Origin of the sequence: Leptospira hartskeerlii, from assembly GCF_002811475.1 — a bacterium.
Lineage (GTDB): Bacteria > Spirochaetota > Leptospiria > Leptospirales > Leptospiraceae > Leptospira_B > Leptospira_B hartskeerlii.
In genome coordinates, this window is the sequence record NZ_NPDL01000003.1 from 128,641 (window position 1) to 149,755 (window position 21,115).

At 40.1% G+C, this 21,115-nt stretch carries 21 protein-coding genes; 14 read left to right on the plus strand and 7 right to left on the minus strand.

Annotated features, from left to right (window positions below; translation table 11 throughout):
• The first annotated feature begins 37 nt into the window (after nucleotides 1–37).
• The 9 genes from CH352_RS05975 (at nucleotide 38) to CH352_RS06015 (ending at nucleotide 7,704) form a co-directional block, all read left to right on the plus strand.
• A complete protein-coding gene (locus CH352_RS05975; RefSeq protein ID WP_100705916.1) occupies nucleotides 38–2,062 on the plus strand; it encodes an oxidoreductase in 2,025 nt (674 codons plus the stop codon).
• Nucleotides 2,063–2,114: 52 nt separating this feature from the next.
• Nucleotides 2,115–2,282 carry a hypothetical protein gene (locus tag CH352_RS19000; RefSeq protein ID WP_165780153.1) on the plus strand — a complete coding sequence of 56 codons (168 nt, stop codon included), beginning with the start codon at nucleotides 2,115–2,117 and terminating at the stop codon, nucleotides 2,280–2,282.
• Between the two features lie 130 nt (nucleotides 2,283–2,412).
• A complete protein-coding gene (locus tag CH352_RS05985) occupies nucleotides 2,413–2,748 on the plus strand; it encodes an LIC14007 family protein (RefSeq protein WP_100705918.1) in 336 nt (111 codons plus the stop codon).
• Between the two features lie 115 nt (nucleotides 2,749–2,863).
• Nucleotides 2,864–3,334: an FKBP-type peptidyl-prolyl cis-trans isomerase gene (locus CH352_RS05990; RefSeq protein WP_100705919.1), complete on the plus strand. Its 471-nt coding sequence runs from the start codon at nucleotides 2,864–2,866 to the stop codon at nucleotides 3,332–3,334.
• Between the two features lie 8 nt (nucleotides 3,335–3,342).
• Nucleotides 3,343–5,331 (plus strand): ATP-dependent helicase, encoded by a 1,989-nt coding sequence (locus CH352_RS05995; protein WP_100705920.1) that lies wholly within the window; start codon nucleotides 3,343–3,345, stop codon nucleotides 5,329–5,331.
• Nucleotides 5,285–6,088: a SprT-like domain-containing protein gene (locus tag CH352_RS06000; RefSeq protein ID WP_243396244.1), complete on the plus strand. Its 804-nt coding sequence runs from the start codon at nucleotides 5,285–5,287 to the stop codon at nucleotides 6,086–6,088. The genes CH352_RS05995 and CH352_RS06000 overlap by 47 nt, the downstream gene beginning before the upstream one ends.
• Nucleotides 6,089–6,093: 5 nt before the next feature.
• On the plus strand, nucleotides 6,094–6,279 hold the full coding sequence (locus CH352_RS06005; protein WP_100705922.1) for a hypothetical protein: 186 nt from the start codon (nucleotides 6,094–6,096) through the stop codon (nucleotides 6,277–6,279).
• 145 nt (nucleotides 6,280–6,424) lie between these two features.
• Nucleotides 6,425–7,147, plus strand: coding sequence for a hypothetical protein (locus CH352_RS06010; protein ID WP_100705923.1), 723 nt, complete (start codon nucleotides 6,425–6,427; stop codon nucleotides 7,145–7,147).
• 11 nt (nucleotides 7,148–7,158) lie between these two features.
• Entirely contained in the window at nucleotides 7,159–7,704 is a 546-nt protein-coding gene (locus CH352_RS06015; RefSeq protein ID WP_100705924.1) for a YceI family protein, read from the plus strand.
• On the opposite strand, the gene CH352_RS06020 is transcribed toward CH352_RS06015, so the two are convergent.
• Genes CH352_RS06020 through CH352_RS06045 form a run of 6 tightly spaced genes read right to left on the minus strand, consistent with a single transcriptional unit; the run spans nucleotide 7,705 to nucleotide 13,370 of the window.
• Nucleotides 7,705–8,895, minus strand: a complete 1,191-nt coding sequence (locus CH352_RS06020) for a VWA containing CoxE family protein (RefSeq protein ID WP_100705925.1) — start codon at nucleotides 8,893–8,895, stop codon at nucleotides 7,705–7,707.
• Nucleotides 8,896–8,900: 5 nt separating this feature from the next.
• Nucleotides 8,901–9,704, minus strand: a complete 804-nt coding sequence (locus CH352_RS06025) for an AAA family ATPase (RefSeq protein ID WP_100705926.1) — start codon at nucleotides 9,702–9,704, stop codon at nucleotides 8,901–8,903.
• 2 nt (nucleotides 9,705–9,706) lie between these two features.
• Nucleotides 9,707–11,044: a TldD/PmbA family protein gene (locus tag CH352_RS06030; RefSeq protein ID WP_100705927.1), complete on the minus strand. Its 1,338-nt coding sequence runs from the start codon at nucleotides 11,042–11,044 to the stop codon at nucleotides 9,707–9,709.
• On the minus strand, nucleotides 11,044–12,426 hold the full coding sequence (locus tag CH352_RS06035) for a TldD/PmbA family protein (RefSeq protein WP_100705928.1): 1,383 nt from the start codon (nucleotides 12,424–12,426) through the stop codon (nucleotides 11,044–11,046). The genes CH352_RS06030 and CH352_RS06035 overlap by 1 nt, the downstream gene beginning before the upstream one ends.
• Nucleotides 12,427–12,477: 51 nt before the next feature.
• Nucleotides 12,478–12,897 carry an HIT family protein gene (locus CH352_RS06040; protein WP_100705929.1) on the minus strand — a complete coding sequence of 140 codons (420 nt, stop codon included), beginning with the start codon at nucleotides 12,895–12,897 and terminating at the stop codon, nucleotides 12,478–12,480.
• On the minus strand, nucleotides 12,897–13,370 hold the full coding sequence (locus CH352_RS06045) for a hypothetical protein (protein ID WP_100705930.1): 474 nt from the start codon (nucleotides 13,368–13,370) through the stop codon (nucleotides 12,897–12,899). The genes CH352_RS06040 and CH352_RS06045 overlap by 1 nt, the downstream gene beginning before the upstream one ends.
• Nucleotides 13,371–13,438: 68 nt before the next feature.
• Here CH352_RS06045 and CH352_RS06050 point away from each other — a divergent pair, with 68 nt between their 5' ends.
• From CH352_RS06050 to CH352_RS06070, 5 genes are all read left to right on the plus strand, one after another.
• Nucleotides 13,439–14,284 (plus strand): hypothetical protein, encoded by an 846-nt coding sequence (locus CH352_RS06050; RefSeq protein ID WP_100705931.1) that lies wholly within the window; start codon nucleotides 13,439–13,441, stop codon nucleotides 14,282–14,284.
• 274 nt (nucleotides 14,285–14,558) lie between these two features.
• Complete coding sequence (gene recA / locus CH352_RS06055; protein ID WP_100706247.1) at nucleotides 14,559–15,647, plus strand: recombinase RecA; 1,089 nt, start codon at nucleotides 14,559–14,561, stop codon at nucleotides 15,645–15,647.
• Nucleotides 15,648–15,770: 123 nt separating this feature from the next.
• On the plus strand, nucleotides 15,771–16,784 hold the full coding sequence (gene argC, locus CH352_RS06060) for an N-acetyl-gamma-glutamyl-phosphate reductase (RefSeq protein WP_100705932.1): 1,014 nt from the start codon (nucleotides 15,771–15,773) through the stop codon (nucleotides 16,782–16,784).
• 6 nt (nucleotides 16,785–16,790) lie between these two features.
• Entirely contained in the window at nucleotides 16,791–18,719 is a 1,929-nt protein-coding gene (locus CH352_RS06065) for an AMP-binding protein (RefSeq protein ID WP_100705933.1), read from the plus strand.
• A gap of 4 nt (nucleotides 18,720–18,723) precedes the next feature.
• Complete coding sequence (locus CH352_RS06070; RefSeq protein WP_100705934.1) at nucleotides 18,724–19,353, plus strand: phosphorylase; 630 nt, start codon at nucleotides 18,724–18,726, stop codon at nucleotides 19,351–19,353.
• Here the strand turns inward: CH352_RS06070 and CH352_RS06075 are convergent, their stop codons facing one another.
• Nucleotides 19,354–21,108: a patatin-like phospholipase family protein gene (locus CH352_RS06075; protein ID WP_100705935.1), complete on the minus strand. Its 1,755-nt coding sequence runs from the start codon at nucleotides 21,106–21,108 to the stop codon at nucleotides 19,354–19,356. It lies immediately after the preceding gene.
• Nucleotides 21,109–21,115: the final 7 nt, after the last annotated feature.

Genomic DNA, 21,115 nt, shown 5'->3' on the forward strand with positions numbered 1-21,115 from the left:
ACTGTTCTACTCAAATAAAAAGAAAGGCGGACTGTGAATGTCTTCTTTAGATATTTCCCCAATCTTTCGCCCGATATCCATCGGAGACGAAACTATTTCGAATCGTATTATCATGGGCTCCATGCACTTGGGCCTAGAGGGAATGCCCAAGACTGCGGATAGAATGGCTGCATTCTATGGGAAAAGATTTGAAGGAGGAGTTGGATTGATAACCACCGGAGGAATTTCGGTGAATTCAGAAGGAAAAGGTTCCAATATATTTTTCGATTTCCAAAAGGAAGAAGACTGCCAAGAGCTTGAAAAAGTCGCATCCGTTCTTAAACCAATGGGAATTTTCTGCGCACAATTATTTCATGCGGGAAGATATGCATACCACAGAGAACTCGTAGGAGCTTCCGCGCTACGCGCTCCTATCAATCGATTCATACCAAAAGAACTTTCTACAGAAGATGCTTGGAGAACGATCCGTGATTTCGGATCTTCCGCATTACGTGCTAAACAAGTAGGTTTCAGAGCGGTAGAGGTTATGGCTTCAGAAGGATATTTGGTTAACCAATTCTTCTCCGAAGTAACAAACAAAAGATCAGACGAGTTCGGCGGCTCTCCTGAAAACCGCAGAAAATTTGCGATCGAGACTATGAAAGAAGTCCGCAAACAAGTCGGGCCTGGCTTTCCAGTCATCGTAAGAATGTCCGGGATCGATTTGATTCCGGGCAATCCAACTTTCGAAGAAGTAATCTCTCTTGCGAAAGAATTAAAAGAAGCAGGAGCAGACGCACTCAATATCGGGATCGGTTGGCACGAGTCTCGTATTCCTACAATCTCTCAGTTGGTTCCGAGAGGAGCCTGGGCAAAGATCGCAGGAAAAATAAAGTCTGCAGTTCCAGGAATTCCAATCATCGCTTCCAATAGAATCAATATGCCAGAAACAATCATCCAAGTATTGAATGCCGGAGAAGCAGACATTGTGAGTATGGCAAGACCATTCTTAGCGGATGCAGAAATCGTAAATAAGATCAAAGAAAACCAAACTGAAAGAGTGAATACATGTGTGGCTTGTAACCAAGCTTGTTTGGATCATACATTTAAAGAAGAAATGGTTTCTTGTTTGGTAAACCCTTCTGCAAACAGAGAACTGGACTGGAAATCTCTTCCTCAGGCAAAAAGACAAAGAGTGGTAGTAGTAGGTTCCGGTCCAGGAGGAATGGAATCTGCAAGAGTTGCCGCTTTACGTGGCCATGAAGTTATTCTCTTAGAAGCCTCTGGAAAATTAGGAGGCCAATTGAATTTGGCAGCTGCTATTCCCGGTAAATTCGAATTTTTTGAAACGATCCGATATTTCAAAAATGAACTTCCTCGTTTAAAAGTAGATATTCGTCTGAATACAAAAGCGGATCTAAAAATGTTGGATGATCTTAAACCAGATGCAGTGATCTTTGCAACTGGAGTTCTTCCTAGAAATCCGAACCTCCCTGGTTTAGAGAAAAAACCACATGCAAGTTATGTGGAGTTCTTGAATGGGACATTCAAGCCTGGTTCCAATGTTGCCATAATCGGCGGTGGAGGGATCGGTGTGGATGTGGCTCATAAACTTACTGAGGAAAAGGATCCGGATATTCCTACCTACTTCGAAAAGTACAATGTAAATTCTTATACACAAGCTGTGATCCAGCCGGAAACCGCTTCTAGAAAAGTTTCAATCTTAAGAAGAAACGGAAAAGTAGGCGCAGGTTTGGGGGCTACTACCTCTTGGGCACTTTTGCAGGAATTACAATCCAAAGGAGTAGAATTCCTTTCTTCCCTAACATATAAAGAAGTGAATGATAAAGGTCTTGTGATTGAGACCAAAAAAGAAGGAGCAAAAACATTAGAATGCGATTCTATTATTCTTTGCGCCGGACAAACAAGTGATGCTTCCTTGTATGAAACTTTCAGTAAAGAAAGAACTAATATTCCTTCTTATCTGATCGGTGGAGCAAAAGACGCTTCCGGAATAGACGCGAAAAGAGCCATGTTAGAAGGTTATTTGGCTGCTTCTAAGATCGGAACGGAACAAAACTAAAAAAAGTAAAACCAATCTAATGGATTTCATACCCGTTTCTTCGGAGGCAGGTATGAAATCAAAATTAAACATCTGTATACAACAGAATCTTATACTATTAGTAAAAATTTATTTTCAATTACGAAAATCGGATGTTATACTTTTAAACTTACTGGAGGGTCACGGATTGGACGTGCAAAGAATGTTCCGTCCAACAGATTATTTGAGAAAGGTTTCCTAAAACATTCTCTAAACTAAAGCCTGTTTTGTGGCTTATAAATGACAAAACTATTCTTTCCCGTTGACTTTTTGCGGGTATGTTTCTTAATGGAAACCACATTTTCCTCTGGTTTCTAGAGGAGTTATCCAAGATGAAAGTATACTCAGCCGACAGAGTTCCAAATTCAGCAGATTATAATTTATATGTAACCGAAGGGAGCGCAAAAACCAGGCTCAGTTTATTCGAGCCGAATCTCCCTGGATATTTGGAATTAGCTGAAAATGATAAAATTCTAAAGTCTTTGGCATATACAGTTCTTCTAAACTATACCCAAGACAGAGAATTCGCTCTTAGGAATACGAATCGGTTCCTGAATTTTCTAAACGATATAGTGCATAGGGATTCTTGGTTCTTTCTGGCAAATCGAGTTGAACAGTTCATTAAGGATGTAGAGAATTTCGGGGTCGAAATTTCCTACGACTTTTGACTTAGTCTCAAAAATCTGATTGTCCTAGGATCTTCCAAGAATATACTAACTTAAATCACGTGCCGGAACTTCCCTCCCTTACCCGTCAAGGGGCCTTACCCGGTTGGAGCAATAAATGAACCCAAGAGTAGTGACTTTTCACTATAAATTAACAGATAAAGAAGGAAACGAAATCGATTCTTCTCAAGGAAGTCATCCTCTTTCTTATCTGGAAGGAACCGGACAGATCATTGCCGGTCTTGAAGACGAAATCAAAAGTATGTTAGCTGGAGACAAAAAAGTAATCTCTGTTTCCGCTGATTTGGCTTATGGCCAAAAAAATCCGGAGTTAGTTTTCGATGTGCCTAAAAGCCAATTCCCGGAAGGGGAAGAATTGAGCGTTGGAATGATGTTCCAAACAGACGAGCCGGATACCGTTTACACGATTACTGATATCAAGGGAGAATCTGTGATCGTAGACGGAAACCATCCTTTAGCTGGGGTGGATCTGATTTTTGATGTCCAGATCGTAAATATCAGGACAGCGACTGACGAGGAAGTGAGTCATGGACATGTTCACGGTGAGGGGGGACATCACCACCACTAATCTCACTAATGGCGTCCTTAGAGTCACTTAACGAAAAACAAAAGGAAGCTATCGAGACCCTAAACGGCCCGGTTTTAGTGATCGCCGGTGCCGGAACGGGAAAAACAAAAACAATCGTTCACAGACTTTCCAAATTAGTCGAATCGGGCATCCCTGCCGAAAATATCCTACTTCTTACATTCACCCGAAAAGCTTCTAGAGAAATGCTCTCCAGAGCCGTATCTCTCCTGGACAAACGTTGCGCTCGAGTTCATGGAGGAACATTTCACTCTTTCGGAAGCCATATACTCAGAAAATATGCGCCCGTTCTAGGATTTTCTTCTCAGTTTTCCGTTTTAGATGAATCAGACACTTCAGATATATTCCAACTATTAAGAACAGAGGGAGAATATGCAAAACAGAAGTCCAGATTCCCTTCTAACGACACATTGATCTCTCTCCATTCTTCCGTCATCAATCGTGGAAAATCCTTAGAGGAATTATTAGAAGCAGAATATCCTAAGTTTTTGGATCAAGAATCCGCTATTCGCCAAATTTTCCAAGAATACGCTGACTACAAAAAGCAAAGATCTCTTTTGGATTATGATGATCTCTTAGTATTTACAAGAGATCTTCTGAATAAAAATGAAACTGTCCGAAAAAAGGTCTCCGAACAATACAAATACATTATGGTGGACGAGTTTCAGGATACGAATCAGATCCAGGCTCATATTACCTGTTTACTTGCATTAGACCATGAAAATATTTTGGTAGTCGGAGACGATGCGCAAAGTGTGTATTCATTTCGCGGAGCGGATGTAAATGGAATATTCAATTTTCCGAAACTGTTTCCAAAAACTAAAACGATCTATCTAGAAAGAAATTACAGAAGCACTCCATCTATCTTAAATCTGGCCAATGTGGTCCTTTCCAATTTCAGAGAAAAATACGAAAAATATCTATACACTAAAAATGAAGACTTTCAAAAGCCTGCGCTGATTGGATATGCAGACGAATTAGAAGAAGCGGAAGGAATTGCAGATCTGATCTTAGAAAGAAGAGAAGACGGAGTTCCCTTAAAGGATATAGCAGTCCTATTTAGGTCCGGATGGAATTCGAACCAGCTAGAATTAGTTCTTTCTCAGAGAAATATCCCATTCTTAAAATTTGGTGGAAAAAAATTTGTAGAAAGCGCTCATGCAAAGGATTATCTTTCTCTTCTAAAAATTAGGGAGAATAAAACGGATTCAGTTTCTTGGCTGAGAGTCTTGTTACTTCTTCCCGGAATTGGTGCTGCAAAAGCAAGGTCGATTCTGACTGATTTGGAAAGATCCGGCGGAAATCTGGAAAGGGTCATTTCAGAATCAAAAGGAACCACAGCTTCTCATTTAAAAGAATTAAATCAATTAATCAGCGATTCCGAAAAAGATCTAAAAAGACTTTTAGGAAACTTTATAGACTATTATTCTCCCCTACTCGAAAAGAAATACGATGATTTCAAAAGAAGATTAGAAGATCTGAATGCGTTTTTGACCCTTTCGCAAAAATACGAAAGCTTACACGAATTTTTAGTGGATATGAGTTTAGAAGGGCCTAACCGCAGCTTAGACAAAATTTCCCCCGAGGAAGAAGACGAAAGATTAATTTTATCCACAGTACATTCTTCTAAAGGCTTGGAATTTGATACCGTAGTACTATTAAATGTTTCAGAAGGATCTTTTCCTTCCGGGAGAGGAGAGAAAAACTTAGAGGAAGAAAGGAGACTATTTTATGTGGGAATCACAAGAGCTAAAAAGAAATTGCTGCTCACCTACCCTCAAATCTCTCAACAGAAAAATTCGCAATACTTCAATCGAGTTTCTAGGTTTATAGAAGAGATCAGAGAACCTGAAAAAGTATTAGATAAAATTTTTATCAATAAAAAAGAAGAAACATCTAATCCTTCTTCTTCTCCAAGTTCTCAAAACCAAAATGATTCAGATGCCAGAAAAAGAATTAGAGAGTTTTTCGGTTCCTGATCTTGCTTCGGACAGGAACTGGGAAGAACTTCTGGTTTCTATTTGGAATTCTTTGAAAGTCAAATCCAGGCGTTTCAAAGAAAGCCAAATCCGTTCGGTAGAACTTAAATTTTATCCGTATAGAAACGGAAATCATTCTGTTTCATTCCATAACGGTTTACTAACCGCCAAATTTCACTCCTCTTTGATGGAAGCCAGAGAGGAAATAATCTTATCCTTTGTCCGATTACTCATTTCTAAATTGTTGGGACTCAAACCAAAACAGATTTGGAAAGAAGAAGTTGCCGAATTCCTGAATTCTCTCCCTGAATCCGGATCGGCCAATTTCAAAAAATTGAAGGAAAACGGAGTTGTCTACGATTTGAGGGTAATTTTGGAAAAAATTTCTTCTTACTATTTTCCTAAAATGGATACAAAACTACTTTCCATCGGATGGGCGGATCGACTCGGAAAAAGAAGATTGGGTAGTTACGAAAAACGGAATATGAATATACGTATCAGTCCGATCCTGGACCATAAAGAGGTTCCGCTTTACGTTCTGGAACATGTGGTACATCACGAAATTCTACATCATATTCTTCCTAGCCGGATCAAAAATGGCCAAAATTCAATTCATAGCCCTGAATTTAAACGTAAGGAAAAAGAATACGTTAGATACAGAGAGGCCATAAATTGGTTGAAAATGGAATATCCAAAGTTTCTAATGGGACACCAAAAAGAAATCGGCCATAGGCTTAGATCAGAATTTTACGGATAAACTTTATGCATCCGAACCATTTCGAAACAGTATATATTCGCAAAAATGTAATTGAAGAAGAACTTTCCAAACTACTAAAAGAGTTTTCCGGACTGAATTACAAGACACTATCCGATTATGATAAAGGTGTGTACGACGGATATACCCAAGCAGTCACGGAAATATTAAAGAGAGTGCAGAACAAAAGATAATACAGATCCGCATTCTCAAAATCCCCGGATAAACGATCCGGATTTTACCTTTTCAGTTCGTTCCAAAAACCAAGTCGTTTATTGCTTTTTGTCACTTCTCATAAATAATGATTTCCTTTTCTATAATTCGTTTTAGATATCTGATATGACCTTCATAAAAGGAATATTATTCTCCGTTGTTTTTCTTTTCTGTACGAGCACAATGTTGCATTCTTCTCCGTATGTTTATAATGATTTTTCAGGATGGGCTGAGGTTAACCCTTTAACTCCGGATTTTTCGAGATATTCTCCTAAATTTTATAGCCAAGAAACTTCTCCGATAAATACGGTTGAACAAAAGGATTTGCATAAAGAAAAGGAACGAGTAGAGCTACGTCGTTCCCTTTTAGACTGGCACCAAGGTTTAGGTCTTTTCACCTGGGGTTTTTGGCTCGCTACGAATATAGTTGGAGAGCAGGCTCTCTCTAATCTGAAAAGAGAATACGAACCTTACGCTAATTATTTACTGATCTCCGATCCTCAAAAGAATTTACTTTTATACACTGCAATTATGAAATCTTCTCCTTGGGATTCAGAATCTTCGGGAAGTATGCATTCCGCTTTAGCGGGAACTACTTTTACTTTATACGCGCTGACTGCGGGACTCGCATTTTTCTCTCCTTCCAAAAGTTTAGAAAGAGAACCAGGACTTAGCACAATATTCACTCATAAGGCAATGATTTGGATCCATCTGCCTGCAATGCTTGCACTTCCATTTATTGGAGAAAGGATTTCCAAAGAGGGTCCGAGCGCAGCAAATGAAATGAGAGTAGTCGGTTGGGCCGGATTCGGAGCACTCAGCGTTTCTATAGCAGTTTTTTATTTTTAAGGAGTATCACAGTGTCTTGTATTTTACGTTTTTTGATTTTGTTCTTAGTTAGCGTTTCTTCCGTTTTTTCAGAAGAATTAAAACTACAAGAATCTCAGATCAATTTTATAGCAATCCACCCTTTCAAAACAGTGAATGGAAAATGTTCCGGTACTACAGTAAGTCCTATGACTTTGACTCAAGGGCCCGGCGGTTTACAATTCCCTAAACTTGTTAAGATTGAAATCCCTATCTCGCAGATCAAATCCGGAGACGAGAACAGAGACGAACATATCATTGAATCTCTAGGATATCCTACAATTACCAATATCAGTTTTACGAGCACTTCCATTACTGCTAAGGATAATGAATGGACGATCACAGGAAATCTGACAGTAAAAGGAAAAACCAAAACGATTAAATCAGTAGCGACCATCCAAAAAGAGGGACAAGATACTGTTTTATCCGGAAAATTCCAGATCTTGATGAGTGATTTTGATGTGGAAAGACCTAGTTTATTATTTGCAACTGCAAAGGACGAGGTAAGTATAGAATATAAATTCGTTCTAAAACCTTAATTATCTTTTTCCTAAAAGTTCTCGGATCCCATCTTCTAATCCATCTACGCTCAAAAAAAACATAGGAAATACTTTTTTGAGTTCGTAGATGGTCGGCGCATCCCAATATCTTTTTGGTTCAGGATTCATCCAGATAGTATCGTCAAAATGGGATTTTATCCTTTTGAAACTGTCCAGTCCCGATTCAGGATGTTCCGGAAGTCTGGATTCCTGTCTAAATCTGGAATGATAAAATCCGTAAGCAGGATCTAAAAGTTCATAAGGAGCCATGTATGCGTCGCCAACGATAATGAGCTTTGTATCATCCTTATGTTTTTTAAAAAGATTCTTCAGAGGGATCGGATATCTTAGATCTCCTTTTGGATACACAGAATCATAAACAGAGTTATGAAAATAATAATGCCCGAATTCCTTAAAGTGATTCATTTGATGGGCCGCTGAAAAAAGTTTACTTACTCTTTCTGCATAAGGGGTCATGCTCCCGCCGGTATCCATTAAAAGTAATACTTTGATCCCATTCTTTCTGGTTCGGTCAAATATAAGCTCAGGATCTCCTGCATTCTTACAAGTCGCATCTACAGTTTTAGGAAGATGAAATTCCGGTATTCCTTCCTTTCTTAAGTTCCTGAGTTTTTTCAGTGCGATCTTAATTTGTCGAACATCCAATTGTTCGTCAGTCCGGTATTCCTTATATTTCCTTTCCATTGCTTGGAAAATAGCGGACTTTCCAGAACCTTCTCCGCCTATGCGGACTCCGCCTGGATTTACTCCAGAATGACCGAAAGGAGAACTTCCTCCAGTACCGATCCATTTATTCCCGCCATGGTGTTCTCCTTTTTGGTTTTGGAGTCTGTCTAAAAACTCTTTCCAGAGTTCTTCCGGAGGGATCATGCCTGGGGGAAGTTTATTCGGATTTTCGAATATAGTAGAGAGCCAATCCATCATTTCCTTGCGAAATGATTCTTTAAGTACACCTCTTTCTCCGAATAGTTCGGTAAATACTAGATCAAATGCGTCGTAATATTTTACGTCTTTTACAAGGCAAAGTCTCGAAACTCTATAGAACTCGTTAACTGAAAGAAATGTCTTATCTCTGGTCAAAACCTCGGTTGCTTTTAAAAAATCCAGGAGTTCCACAGTGGAAATTGGAACTCCGGACGATTTCAGCCTGTAGAAAAAAGGAAAAAACAAACTACTTATCTGAACAATTTCAGATCCTCTTCATTCTTCACAAGAGCGCCTATATAAGGAATCCTTCCGTCTTCCGGAAGTTTGGCTCCCATATGAATTAGAATTTGGATCCAATCCAGTAGTTCGCTTGTGCCTGGTTTTTTTTTCATGTCATCCATGGTGCGGATCACATAGAAGGACTCGAGTGCTCTTTTCAAAAGAGAAGATTCGATCTTAGGAAAATGAGAAGATACGATATCCGCCATGAAGGCCGGCTCAGGAAAATCAATATAATGAAAAATGCATCTTCTTAAAAATGCTGCCGGAAGTTCCTTTTCGTTATTCGAAGTGATCAGAGTTAAAGGTCTATTGACTGCTTTGATCTTACGGCCAGTTTCCTGGATCACAAATTCCATCCTGTCTAATTCTAAAAGTAGATCGTTCGGGAATTCTATATCCGCCTTATCTATTTCATCGATCAAGACTACAGAAGGTTCGCTCGCAGAGAATGCCTCGCCCAGAGCGCCCAATCGGATATAATTTTCGATATTGCGGACCTTCTCCTTATCTTCCGTAAATCTAGAATCGTTCAGCCTGGAAACTGCATCATAAAAATATAAACCTTCTTTTGCGAGTGAGGTAGATTTTACATGCCACGAGTAGAGCTTCTTTTTAGTCTTGAAGGAAAGATAATCCGCTAAGAGTGATTTTCCGGTTCCTGGTTCTCCCTTTAACAACAAGGGTCTTGCGGTAATCTCAGCTACTTGGACTGCTTCTTCTAATTCTTTGGAGAGTAAGTATGTTTCAGGCTTGTTTCTTTCTTCCGACATGATCAACCTGCAACGTGAATTTCCGAGATCAAAATATCGGGGACCTTGATCGAAGAATAACTATCAGAGTATTCGTTAGAAATCCCTTGGATCTTATGGAGTAGATCGAAATAATTCGTGTTCATTGTGATACGATCCACTGCATGTTCCGGTTTTCCATTTTTATAATAGATCCCTTGGATCCCGATTGAAATCTCGCCAGATACTGCGCTACAACCTGCCCCACCTTCCAACTTAGTAACAAAAATACAATGAGAATCGGATGCTAATAGTTCATCTTTGGTCTTCGTTCCCAAAGGAACAATCATGTTAGAGAATGATGTGCCGGCCCTTCCTGAATAAGAACGAACCCCATGTCCCGTAGGAGAAACATTATCTCTTTTAGCAGATTCTAAATTATATAGATAAGACTTAAGGACCCCGTTCTCTAAAACCTTAGTTCGTGCGGATGTAGGAATTCCTTCCGCATCCACTAAACGAGATCCAGGATAGTCCGGAGTATGAGCTTCACAATAGATACTTAATATAGGAGATGCTACTTCATTCCCAAGTTTTCCGACCAAACGAGAGGAACCTTTTTGAACTGCATCCGCAAAATAAGGAGAAGAGAACATCCCAAAAATCTGAGGACTAATACGATTTCCTAAAACGATTGTATACACACCACTAGGAAGAGGCTTCGCTCCTAAAAGTTCTGTTCCTCTATGAGCAGCTTCTTTAGCGATATACGATGGATCGAATTGGGAAATATCTCTGCCAGAACGGTAATAACTCCCCATCTTCTTGATATCACTTTCGACTACTACAAGACCTGTTCCAAGGTAAGCAACATTAGAATCTTTTTTAACGAAAACACCTTTTGAGTTTGCTATCAAACTTTGTGTGGAACTTTTTCCAACACCTACATGAGGAACATTTTCCACTCTCTTATCGGATTCCCAAGATGCATGATCCAATGCAAGTCCCTGTTCTCTCATCCAGGCAAAATCCAATTTTTCTAATGCGGGATTATAATGTTTCAGATCTATTTCTGCCAATGGTTTCGGTCCGGGGAGCTCCATGTCGAGAGGATCCGTAATCTCGGTCTGATCCATTGCATCTCTCACCATTTGGGAAAGAGCTTCTTTACTAAAACGTTCGCTGTAAGAATATCCGGGGCGGGAATTATTCAGGACTCGGATGCCTACTCCTCTGGAACGAGAAGTTTCCGTAGAGACAATTCTTCCTTTAAAAACTTCAATCCCTATATCTTCAGAGTCAGTGGCGATCAGATCGAAGGAATCGATCCCATAACGTTTCCCTTCTTCTAATACGAATCCGGCGGCTTGCTCTAAATCCATTATCTTCCCCCCACTAGGATCTCATCCACTTTAAGTGAAGGTTGTCCCACTGTAACAGGGATTGAACCGGAAGACGCTCCACAGGTTCCTGCTGCCAATTCCAAGTCTTTTCCTACCATGGAAATTTTAGGAAGAATTTCATGACCTTTCCCTATCAGAGTGGCTCCTCTTACAGGTTCTGAGATCTTTCCATTTCGGATTACGTAACCTTCTTCAACCGCAAAATTGAATTCTCCAGTGGCAGGATTTACGGATCCACCACCCATTCTTTTTGCATAGAGTCCGAAATCCACTGATGCAAACATCTCCTCTAAGGAATCTTTTCCGGCTTCTATATAAGTGTTTCTCATTCTGGAAACAGGTGCATATTGATAAGATTCTCTTCTTCCACTTCCGGTCCTGGCAGATCCCGTTTCCATGGATCCGATCCTATCAGCAAGATATGCTTTTAAAATTCCATTTTCGATCAGAAGAGTTTTTTGTGTAGGCATTCCCTCATCGTCTACCTTCAAAGAGCCATACTGCTCTTCAATCGTTCCGTCATCATAAGCCGTTAGGCAAGACTGAGCGATTGACTCTCCTAATTTCCCTACAAAGGGAGAAGATTTTTTGCGAATTGCTTCCGTTTCCAAAGGATGACCGCATGCTTCATGAAAAATGACTCCACCAAAACCGTTACCCATTACCACGGGCATTTTTTTACCTTCTATATAGCCTGCGTCCAGCATGAAGAGAGCTCTTTCTCCTGCCTTTTGTGCTATATCTTCTACAGGTAATCCTTCAAAAAATTCAAATCCTTTCAGAGCGCCTGGAGATTCACTTGCTACGAATCTTTCTCCTTTATTCTCCGCTGTTACAGAAAGGAAAAATCTACTTCTAACTCTAAGATCTTCTACCCAAAGTCCTTCCGAGTTTGCGATCAAAACATTCGTTACTATATCGGAAGCACTTACTCCTACTTGTATAATCTTAGAGGATACTTTTCTGGCAACTGAGTCTGCCTTTTGTAGGAGTTCCAACCTTCTAAATGGAGGAACTTTCCGAGGATCATGAATATTTTTAGAAAAAGAATATTTAGCTACATCTCCTGGAAGAGTGAATGCGCTTGAGCCATTTGCTACTTCTCCGCGAGAATCAGCGAGTAAGTGAATTAAAGAAAGTAGATGTTGTTGGTCGTCATTACTTGTATATGCGTATAATACGTCGGTTCCGTATACCAATCGGATCCCGATCCCATAATCGGTTGCGGCGAGAGATTGTTCTATTTTTTGGTCTCTAAGAGAGATGGAAGAATTTCTAGACTCTTCCTCATAAATTTCTACAAAGTCCGCTTTTCTTTTTTTACCCGCGTCGATCAGGGTTTCTATATTGGATTGATTCATAACCTTTTACTTTAGACAGAAATTTTTTGATAATAACGGAAGGAAAAAGGATCATTCGAATTTAGGGAATGGTATCCCGACCGGAGCCGAAGCCAAACCTTCTAATGCTAGTCGAATATACTCAGGTCCTTTGATTTCTTCGTATCTAGGAACCAAATGAAAATGCATATGAGCTACTTTTTCCGCGACTAAGACTGTATAGATTTTAGGAGGAGAATACTTCTTCTCTATCCAATCTGTTGCGAATTGGAGCGTCTCTCCTAAGTCCCTGAATTCTTTAGGGTCCCAGTCTGAATATTTTTCTCTATGAGAAATTGGTTCTATATATAGATAACCTGGGATTTTTTTATCTTCAGGTGCGTGACGGATGATAAAAGAAGAATTTTGATGAATTAAGCCTGGGATCTTTGTCCCGCGCAACACGGAACAAATGGGGCAATCAGGAGAAACGACTAAAGTCTTTTGGGCCATTACACCCAACTGCCCTGGGAAAGATAGGATTTGTATTTTTCGTACACCCTAAAAATATAATCCTTATCAGAACAAAAACGAATGATACATCTATAAAAATGGTATCTTTCCAGATCCTTTCTTTCTCCGTTCTCATCTACCTTATATTCTTTTAATAAGGACTTTAACATTCCTAAAAACAGGGATCTTTCCTTTTGGTTATACCCTTCCTGGGAATAACGCACACCTTCCAATATATTCACGAACTTTTCGGCAGATGCCTGGAATGCATCCGGAGAAGAAAGGAACGTAGCCTTTTCCTCCGCCGAGAAAGTGGATAGATAATCATGGAATAGCGTAAGTTGTATCGCCTCTACCAAAGACTGGGTTTTGGCCTTTGTTTCGGTATAAAAAGGAGTATCGATACTATATTCCACAAAGTCTTGCCAGGAAGATTTGGTGGTTTGGATTTTATGTAGTTCTAACAGGCTCATATATTTTTAAAGCTTTTCAGTTCAGGGTTTTCGATTATTGTTTGAGTAATACAGGATAAAAGCCGCCTATGTCAAAGGTTTTCCGATTCTTCTTTTTGCTTTTCTTTCTCTCCTATCCCTTAAGCCTTACTGCTTCCGAAAAGTCCTCGGATGAGTTATTAAACTCGTTTTTAGAATGGTCTGGGCATCCGATTTTAGCGGAAGAAAGGATAGTCCGTACCTTAAGTGCCGAATATATTACAGAGTTAAAAAAAGACTCCGAAGAAAGTTTAGAATTGTTTCTAAAAAACGATCTAAAACCTGACAAAAAACAAAACCAAAAACAAGGATTAGACAAGCTAAGAAAAGATCTAGAAAGCCTGGAAAGGTTCGAAGGAGTGCAAATTAAATTCTCCGGAAAGGAATGGGAGACCCTATTTTATGATAAAGGAAATTTCCCGGATTCTTATTACGAATTCGAAACTGGCCCAGTCTCGATCAGATACGTATTCCGTAATCTTTCCTATCGCCCATTGCCTAAATGGGGAGAATTAAAACTACAAGGAAGCTTTTTACTCTTCTCCGAATCGGGAGCGCTTTTATTATACAAAACCACCCCGGATTTTCCTATCAAGGACTTAGATATCAGAGAAGTCCGCACATTCTCGGAAGAAGATAAAAAGCATGGCGGGAACGTGAAAAACTTCTCAGAAAACAAAACGGAACTATTTTATTTTCCGAATCATAACCTGGCACCTTTCTATATATTACTTCTCTCTAAAATACTCTTGGTATTCTCCTCATTTATTATATTTATATTATATGCGGGAAGGTTCTGGAAATTCCTTATAGAGCAAACTAGACGTAGTCATAAGGCAGAAGTCTCCTTTTTAGCCGATAAGGAGAAAGCGGAGAATGGATTTTTGTCCGATTAGGCCTTGTTTTTCCAGGCCTATTTTACTACAATCATATTTACTATACAAATATTTGCACTTTTTTCACCCATGATCCAATTTTTTGGGTGACATAAGAGTGATTTCATCAGAAACTTTTCCCAGGGAATCCGAAGGTTTTTTAGATCCGCTCTGGAATTTGTCCGGGACTAAGAGTATCCTTCGTATTAGAAAAGATTGATTCCCATTAAAAAAGTACACGCAGTTTTATCTGAGGGGGAACCGGGTCTTGGCAAGAGAAGGAGCTAAAGAGTCCATGAAAAAGCAAAAAGAAGAAGCACAGGGTTTGGATGATTCCAAGCGCCAGGCCATAGACCAGGCAATGACCCAAATCGAAAAACAATTCGGTAAGGGATCCATTATGCGTTTGGGAGCTGCTGCTGCTGCGGTTGTTGCCCCTGTTATTCCTACAGGATCCCTAGATCTGGATATCGCATTAGGAATCGGCGGTTATCCATTAGGTAGGATCGTAGAGATCTACGGGCCTGAATCATCCGGAAAGACAACTCTTACACTTTCAGCAATTGCGGAATGCCAAAAAAGAGGCGGAGTCGCAGCGTTTATAGATGCGGAACATGCATTGGATCCTGCTTATGCCAAAAAGCTAGGAGTAAACTTAGAGGAATTATTAGTTTCTCAACCGGACAACGGAGAAGAAGCATTAGAAATTTGTGAATCTCTAGTCCGAAGCAACGCGATCGATATCGTGGTTTTGGACTCGGTTGCAGCCTTGGTTCCTAAGGCAGAGATCGAAGGTGATATGGGAGATTCTCATATGGGTCTGCAAGCAAGACTTATGTCCCAAGCACTTCGTAAACTGACCGGAACCATTTCTAAGTCTAAGACTGTAGTTATCTTTATTAACCAGATCCGTATGAAGATCGGTGTTATGTTCGGTTCTCCTGAAACTACCACCGGTGGAAACGCATTAAAGTTTTATAGTACAGTTCGCTTAGATATCCGTAAGATAGAAACTCTTAAAGAGAAGGAAGAAGCCACTGGTAACAGAGTGCGTGTAAAAGTTGTAAAAAACAAAATGGCACCTCCGTTCCGCCAAGCGGAATTCGACATAATCTTTAACAGCGGAATCAGCAGAGAAAGTTCTCTCGTTGACTTAGGGGTAAAACACGACATTATTAGCAAATCCGGGGCCTGGTATTCCTATAATACGGAAAAGATAGGCCAAGGGAAAGAAGCAGCTAAAGAATATCTGAAATCAAATCCAGAGATCGCCTTCCAAGTAGAAAATATGGTAAGAGATCTAAACGGATTACCCCCTTTAGCACCTGACGGCAAACTACCACCTGCTCAGCCGTCGGAAGAAGTCCAAAAAGCAGCAGGCTAATTACTACTGGCTTTCTTTTTAGAAACCATTGACCGCCGGATGAAAACTCATCCGGCGTTTTTTTATTCCAAGCCTAGTCCTGATTTTTAGGATTGTTTCAAACGCTAGTCAAAAGGAAGACCTATGTCAGAGATCAGCATCATCGGAGCAGGCGGATTTACAGGAAAAGAGTTATTAGGACTTCTTGCCCGCCATCCAAAATACAAAGCGGTGCATGTTACTAGCGATAAACTTGCAGGCAAATCTCTTTCAGAAGTTTTTCCGGATCTAATATCTCCTAATAATCTGGTTTTTAAAAAACATGAGGACGAGGTTCCAAAAGATTCACTTGTAGTTCTCGCGGTTCCTAACGAAGCATCCTTGGAGTTAGCTCCTAAATTCTTGGATAAAGGTCATAAGGTAATCGATCTTTCCGGAGTTTATCGTCTTCATAACCAAGAAAAATTCGAAACGAATTATAAATTAAAACATACGAGCTTCTCTTTAACTGCTAGAGCGATATTCGGTATTCCTGAAATTTTCAGGGATCAACTGAAAGGTGCGGACTTTGTTTCTAATCCCGGCTGCTTCTCCACTTCCGTAATCTTGGCTCTATATCTTTTAGGAAATCTCAGAAAAGAGATCAAACCTAGGGTTATAGCCGATTGTAAATCAGGCATCAGCGGTGCCGGAGGAAGAGTAGAAGACGGAGGATTTTCCTTCAACGGTGTGTACGAAAATTTTAGAGCGTATAAAATTTTAAGCCACCAGCATGAACCTGAGATCCAAGAGTATTGTTTTGCTGGAACCGGATTGTCCGAGCCTGAAATTTTATTCGTGCCTCATTTACTCCCTGTCTATCGGGGGATCTTATCTACTATATATCTGGAAGCAAATTCCGAAAATTTACCTTTCTTGGAAACTCTGACTGAAAATTCCAAATCAGAACCATTTATCAGGATCAGAAAAACTCCGGAAGAGATAGATCTGGCAAAAGTGCAACATACCAACTTCTTGGATATTAGCCTGAGACAAAGAGGGAAAAATATCACAATCGTTTCCGCTTTGGACAATCTAATGAAGGGAGCGGCCAGCCAGGCATTACAAAATATAAATTTAATGTTGAACGAGCCGGAGACTCTAGGCCTACTTTCCTAATCTTCCATGGAAAAAAGAAGCATCTATCATCTAGTCAGGGATTCTTGTATCCATTACAAAGACAGGCCATTCCAATGGATCTGGGATGAGAAATTAAAATCATTCTCCGGAATTTCTTATTCCGAATGGTTTTTAAATCTGGAAAATCTTTCCGGATTTTTCAGACAGAAAAATCTAAACAAAGGCGATAAGGTAGGCTTATTCTGCGATAATAGGACAGAATGGGCATTATGCTCCTTCTCCGTAATGTGTTCCGGTGGAGCGGATGTTCCAAGAGGATGTGACGCAAGCGATGAAGAGATATTCTATATTCTAGATCATACTGAATCCAAGATCACATTTATAGAAAAAGAACAAGCCTTAGTCAAACTGGGAAATATTTTAAACAGATTAAAACATCTAGAAACCGTAATACTTATAGAGCCTGAGGAGGATTTTCCTTCGCTCGCAAAATTAAAAACTTCGTATCCTAAAATAGAATTTATAGATCTGGAAACTGCAATTGCTCAAGGAAGGGCCTGGGTTGAAAAAAAAGGAAAATCGCTCCTGCATTCAGTCGGAGAGTCCTTAACCGAAAATGATATTGCAACAATCATCTACACCTCCGGGACTACAGGAGTTCCAAAAGGTGTGCTCCTAAAACATAGATCTTTTACCTGGACGATCGACCAGCTGCAGCAATTCGTGCCTGCAAATTATTCGGATAGAGTTGTAGTGTTCCTTCCTCCTTGGCATATCGCGGAAAGAATTTTAGAAACAGCACTTCTTTCCTGGGGAGCCTCACTCGCCTGCTCTAGTGTTTCTCAGCTTACTCGTGACTTTGAGATCATTAAACCTACAGTTCTTGTATCTGTCCCAAGAGTTTGGGAAGCATTGTACCGCAGGATTTGGGATAAAGCTTCTAAATCTTCTCCTGCAAAACTTTTTATTTTTAAAACGGCAGTCAGGATTGCAGAGACGTATAATTCTCTTTTAGATACTGTCACTGGAAATTATTCGGAAACGGAAGAATCCAATAAAGAGGAGAAGCTGACCGACACAGTGGTTTCTACTTTGCTTCTTCCATTCTTTTATTCTTTAAATATTTTAGCCCAGAAAGTTCTCTCGCCTGTCAGAGCTTTATTCGGTGGACAACTTAAGTTTGCATTTTGCGGAGCGGGAGCAATGCCTCCTAAGATCCAATTTTTCTTCCGCTCCGTGGGAGTTCCTATCATAGAAACATACGGAATGACTGAGACCACAGGAATGGGAGCCTTGGGGAGTTTTCCAATCCCAAAAACAGGATCCATTGGACCTGTGTTTCCGGGCGCACATATCAAGTTAGTCGGCGAGCAGAATGTGGTGGTTTCGAAACCGGGAGATAAAGGGATCGCTTGGCATAAGGGTCCCCATGTAACTGCAGGCTATTATAAAAATTCGGAACTCACCGGGTCCAATTTTTCGGATGGCTGGTTTAACTCTGGCGACTTATTCGTTTGGACTAAAACCGGCGAATTAAAATTTGCAGGCAGAGCAAAGGATACGATCGTTCTTTCTTCCGGAGAGAATGTCGAACCGGAACCAATCGAAGGAAAAATTTTAGAAACCGGTTGGGCCTTAACTGCTGTAGTTATAGGCCAGGACCAAAAGTTTTTAGCGGTATTGATCGTTCCGGACTTTGCCAAAATCAGAGATCATTTTTCCTCCCAAGGGATTCCTCTACCAAATGATAATTCCAACCTGGTCCAAGATCCGAAAGTGCTGAAGTTTTACAAAGATCTGATCAAGAATACAATCTCGGAAAAGAACGGATTCAAAAATTTCGAAAAAATAGGCGAGTTTCGCCTGTTGGACAAGGAGTTCGAAAAAGGAAAAGAACTCACCGAAACCATGAAAGTGAAAAGAAATAAGGTTGCAGAACTCTACACGCATCTGATAAAAACAATCTTTCTTTAATCAGATGAGCGACCTTAAAATTCAGGACATTCTTTTCTGCGCGGCTTTCGCAGGAGAAATAGACAAATTAAAATCGGATCCTAGGATCCATACCTTAGAAGCGGGAATTGGTGAATTGGAAGCCGCCATCAATCTCCAAAAATATCTTTCAGATCCTTCTACCTGGAAACCCAAGGCGATTTTAGGAATAGGCTCCGCCGGAGTATATAACTGGATCCCTCGAAAAGAATGGGAGGGTAAATTCGGAATTTCGAAAGTATTCGCAAACTACCAGATCGCATTCTTAGACAAAAAGATCAGACTTCCGGAAAGTATGACTTTTAAATACGAGTTTCCAGATTTACAGTTCCCATTTGATGGAAACGATTTCGTAGAATCTGCAACGAACGGAACGGGCTCGGTCACCTTAGAGGACTTAAGTCCACGCGCTTTAGAAAGGATTAAGGGAGAAAGTTTAGGTTTCGAGAATATGGAAGCCTTCGGTCTTGCAAAAGTATGTAATCTATTTAACATTCCTTTCGGAACCATATTTGCGCTTACCAACAAAGTAGGACCGAAAGGAAGTGAAGAATGGAAACTTTCCTGGAGAAAACATTCAGATAGACTCCAGGAAAAGATCCTAAGTTATCTCTAATTATTTTTCAGAAGGGAAGAATAATTTACGGATATCACCGATTGCGGCTTCCGTTTCCAATTCTCCCTTCTTAATAATTTCCTTATATTTTCCGAAATCCGTAAATGCGAATTCTTCTATATGTAAATTGATAAAAAGGTCCATTTTCTCTTTTCTCAATTTGGTGATCTCTCTCCCTTCTAAGGTGATCGCTCTTGCCATGATCTTTAGAATTGGAGGATAAGTAATATCTTCCCAAAGATTTTTAAAGAAGGATTTTCCGGTCACTTTTCGATCTTCTAAAAGCCTTACGATCCCTTCGTCTCGCAATGGAGAAACGTTTACCGATAAAATCACATCTGCACCTTTTCTTCTGATCAGATTTTCCGGAACGTTATTGATCACTCCGCCATCTATCAAAAGATGATCTCCTTTGAATACAGGAGGGAACATCCCGGGCAAACTCATCGCCGCTGCAAGCGCTTCCCAGACAGGACCTTGATCCATTACATATTCTTGTCCGCTATGAAGATCCACAGCAGAAGTTGCAAATGGTATCTTTAGATCTTCTATTAACTGAGTGCCAAATGCATCTTTTAACATTCGGAGCATTCTTTTTCCTTTGAAGAAGGAGATAAGCGGGATGGTTGGATCGAACGGTTTTTCTATTCCTCCAAAAAACTTACCGATCATTTTGAAGATAGAATCAGTGCTTTCTCCTCTCGCATAAAGAGCTCCGATCACAGCACCGAAAGAAGAGCCACTTACAAAATCAAAACGGATCCCTTCTCTTTCTAAAACTTTCAAAAGACCTACATGAGCGAGTGCTCTTGCTCCTCCGCCTCCCAATGCCAGGCCTCTAGTCCTAGAAACCAAATATCTTGCGAATGTTTCTCCTTTATAAAATACCTTTTGGTTTGCGGATTCCTCATGCTTTCTTAATCCGTTTTCGGATACGACGATACGAGAAGTCCTTCCGGAAAAATTCCGTATCCTTGGCTCCCAATAGCCTAAGATATCATTTTTCTGCTTTAAATTTCTTTCCGGTTTTTCTTCCCAGAAAACGATCTGATCGCATTGTTGTACGAGTTTATCCAGCTCAGGTTGGATCTCAGGGTTTTTAAAATATAAATGTAGAATTGCGGACTTTTTTCTAAGTTGAGCGATTGTTCTAATCATCTCAGAAACTGATTTTCCTTTGAAAGTATCCATTCTCAAAAGAGAAACATGGCCTTCGTGGGACTTCCTACCGTTATCCACTATGGACTCTAGGTGGACTTTAAAATCTTCTATATCTTCGATAGGGATATGACATACGAGTCTTCTAGGAGAATGTATCTGACTGGAAGAATCTTCCATCACCTCTCTCATTCTCATTCCCATCAGCCTCATCAAGTTTTGAGAAAGAACTCTTTCTTTTGCGGCTAGTTTTAAAAAATATTCTCCATCTAAAACATACAATAATGTATCCAGGATGGCAGTTGCAGAACCTGTATGGGCCGTTCTTGTAAGAACGCTATTCTCGGCGAATACATCACCTTCTCCTAAGTAGCGAACCGTTTTGCCCGCCTCCCCTAAGGTCATCATTACCTCTCCATGTCGGATTATGTAAAGTTCCTTGGAGATCTCTCCTTTATAATAAATAACAGTGTGATTGTGAACGTTCCGCTCTTCTATATGGCCATAAAGTAAGACTAGTAATTTTCTCGGGAGACCCTTAAACAAAGGGATAGACGCTAAAAATTGCAACGCTTCCGGAGGTACTATTTTTTTCATGCGGGCA

What these genes read in the sequence shown, in the direction of transcription:
- argC (WP_100705932.1), top strand. Translation starts at nt 15,771, where the DNA reads ATGTCAGAGATCAGCATCATCGGAGCAGGCGGATTTACAGGAAAAGAG.
- CH352_RS06030 (WP_100705927.1), bottom strand. Translation starts at nt 11,044, where the DNA reads ATGGATTTAGAGCAAGCCGCCGGATTCGTATTAGAAGAAGGGAAACGT.
- CH352_RS06070 (WP_100705934.1), top strand. Translation starts at nt 18,724, where the DNA reads ATGAGCGACCTTAAAATTCAGGACATTCTTTTCTGCGCGGCTTTCGCA.
- CH352_RS05995 (WP_100705920.1), top strand. Translation starts at nt 3,343, where the DNA reads ATGGCGTCCTTAGAGTCACTTAACGAAAAACAAAAGGAAGCTATCGAG.
- CH352_RS06035 (WP_100705928.1), bottom strand. Translation starts at nt 12,426, where the DNA reads ATGAATCAATCCAATATAGAAACCCTGATCGACGCGGGTAAAAAAAGA.
- CH352_RS06050 (WP_100705931.1), top strand. Translation starts at nt 13,439, where the DNA reads ATGTCAAAGGTTTTCCGATTCTTCTTTTTGCTTTTCTTTCTCTCCTAT.
- CH352_RS06075 (WP_100705935.1), bottom strand. Translation starts at nt 21,108, where the DNA reads ATGAAAAAAATAGTACCTCCGGAAGCGTTGCAATTTTTAGCGTCTATC.
- recA (WP_100706247.1), top strand. Translation starts at nt 14,559, where the DNA reads ATGAAAAAGCAAAAAGAAGAAGCACAGGGTTTGGATGATTCCAAGCGC.
- CH352_RS05975 (WP_100705916.1), top strand. Translation starts at nt 38, where the DNA reads ATGTCTTCTTTAGATATTTCCCCAATCTTTCGCCCGATATCCATCGGA.
- CH352_RS06025 (WP_100705926.1), bottom strand. Translation starts at nt 9,704, where the DNA reads ATGTCGGAAGAAAGAAACAAGCCTGAAACATACTTACTCTCCAAAGAA.
- CH352_RS06065 (WP_100705933.1), top strand. Translation starts at nt 16,791, where the DNA reads ATGGAAAAAAGAAGCATCTATCATCTAGTCAGGGATTCTTGTATCCAT.
- CH352_RS19000 (WP_165780153.1), top strand. Translation starts at nt 2,115, where the DNA reads ATGAAATCAAAATTAAACATCTGTATACAACAGAATCTTATACTATTA.
- CH352_RS05990 (WP_100705919.1), top strand. Translation starts at nt 2,864, where the DNA reads ATGAACCCAAGAGTAGTGACTTTTCACTATAAATTAACAGATAAAGAA.
- CH352_RS06040 (WP_100705929.1), bottom strand. Translation starts at nt 12,897, where the DNA reads ATGGCCCAAAAGACTTTAGTCGTTTCTCCTGATTGCCCCATTTGTTCC.
- CH352_RS06005 (WP_100705922.1), top strand. Translation starts at nt 6,094, where the DNA reads ATGCATCCGAACCATTTCGAAACAGTATATATTCGCAAAAATGTAATT.
- CH352_RS06045 (WP_100705930.1), bottom strand. Translation starts at nt 13,370, where the DNA reads ATGAGCCTGTTAGAACTACATAAAATCCAAACCACCAAATCTTCCTGG.
- CH352_RS06000 (WP_243396244.1), top strand. Translation starts at nt 5,285, where the DNA reads ATGATTCAGATGCCAGAAAAAGAATTAGAGAGTTTTTCGGTTCCTGAT.
- CH352_RS06010 (WP_100705923.1), top strand. Translation starts at nt 6,425, where the DNA reads ATGACCTTCATAAAAGGAATATTATTCTCCGTTGTTTTTCTTTTCTGT.
- CH352_RS05985 (WP_100705918.1), top strand. Translation starts at nt 2,413, where the DNA reads ATGAAAGTATACTCAGCCGACAGAGTTCCAAATTCAGCAGATTATAAT.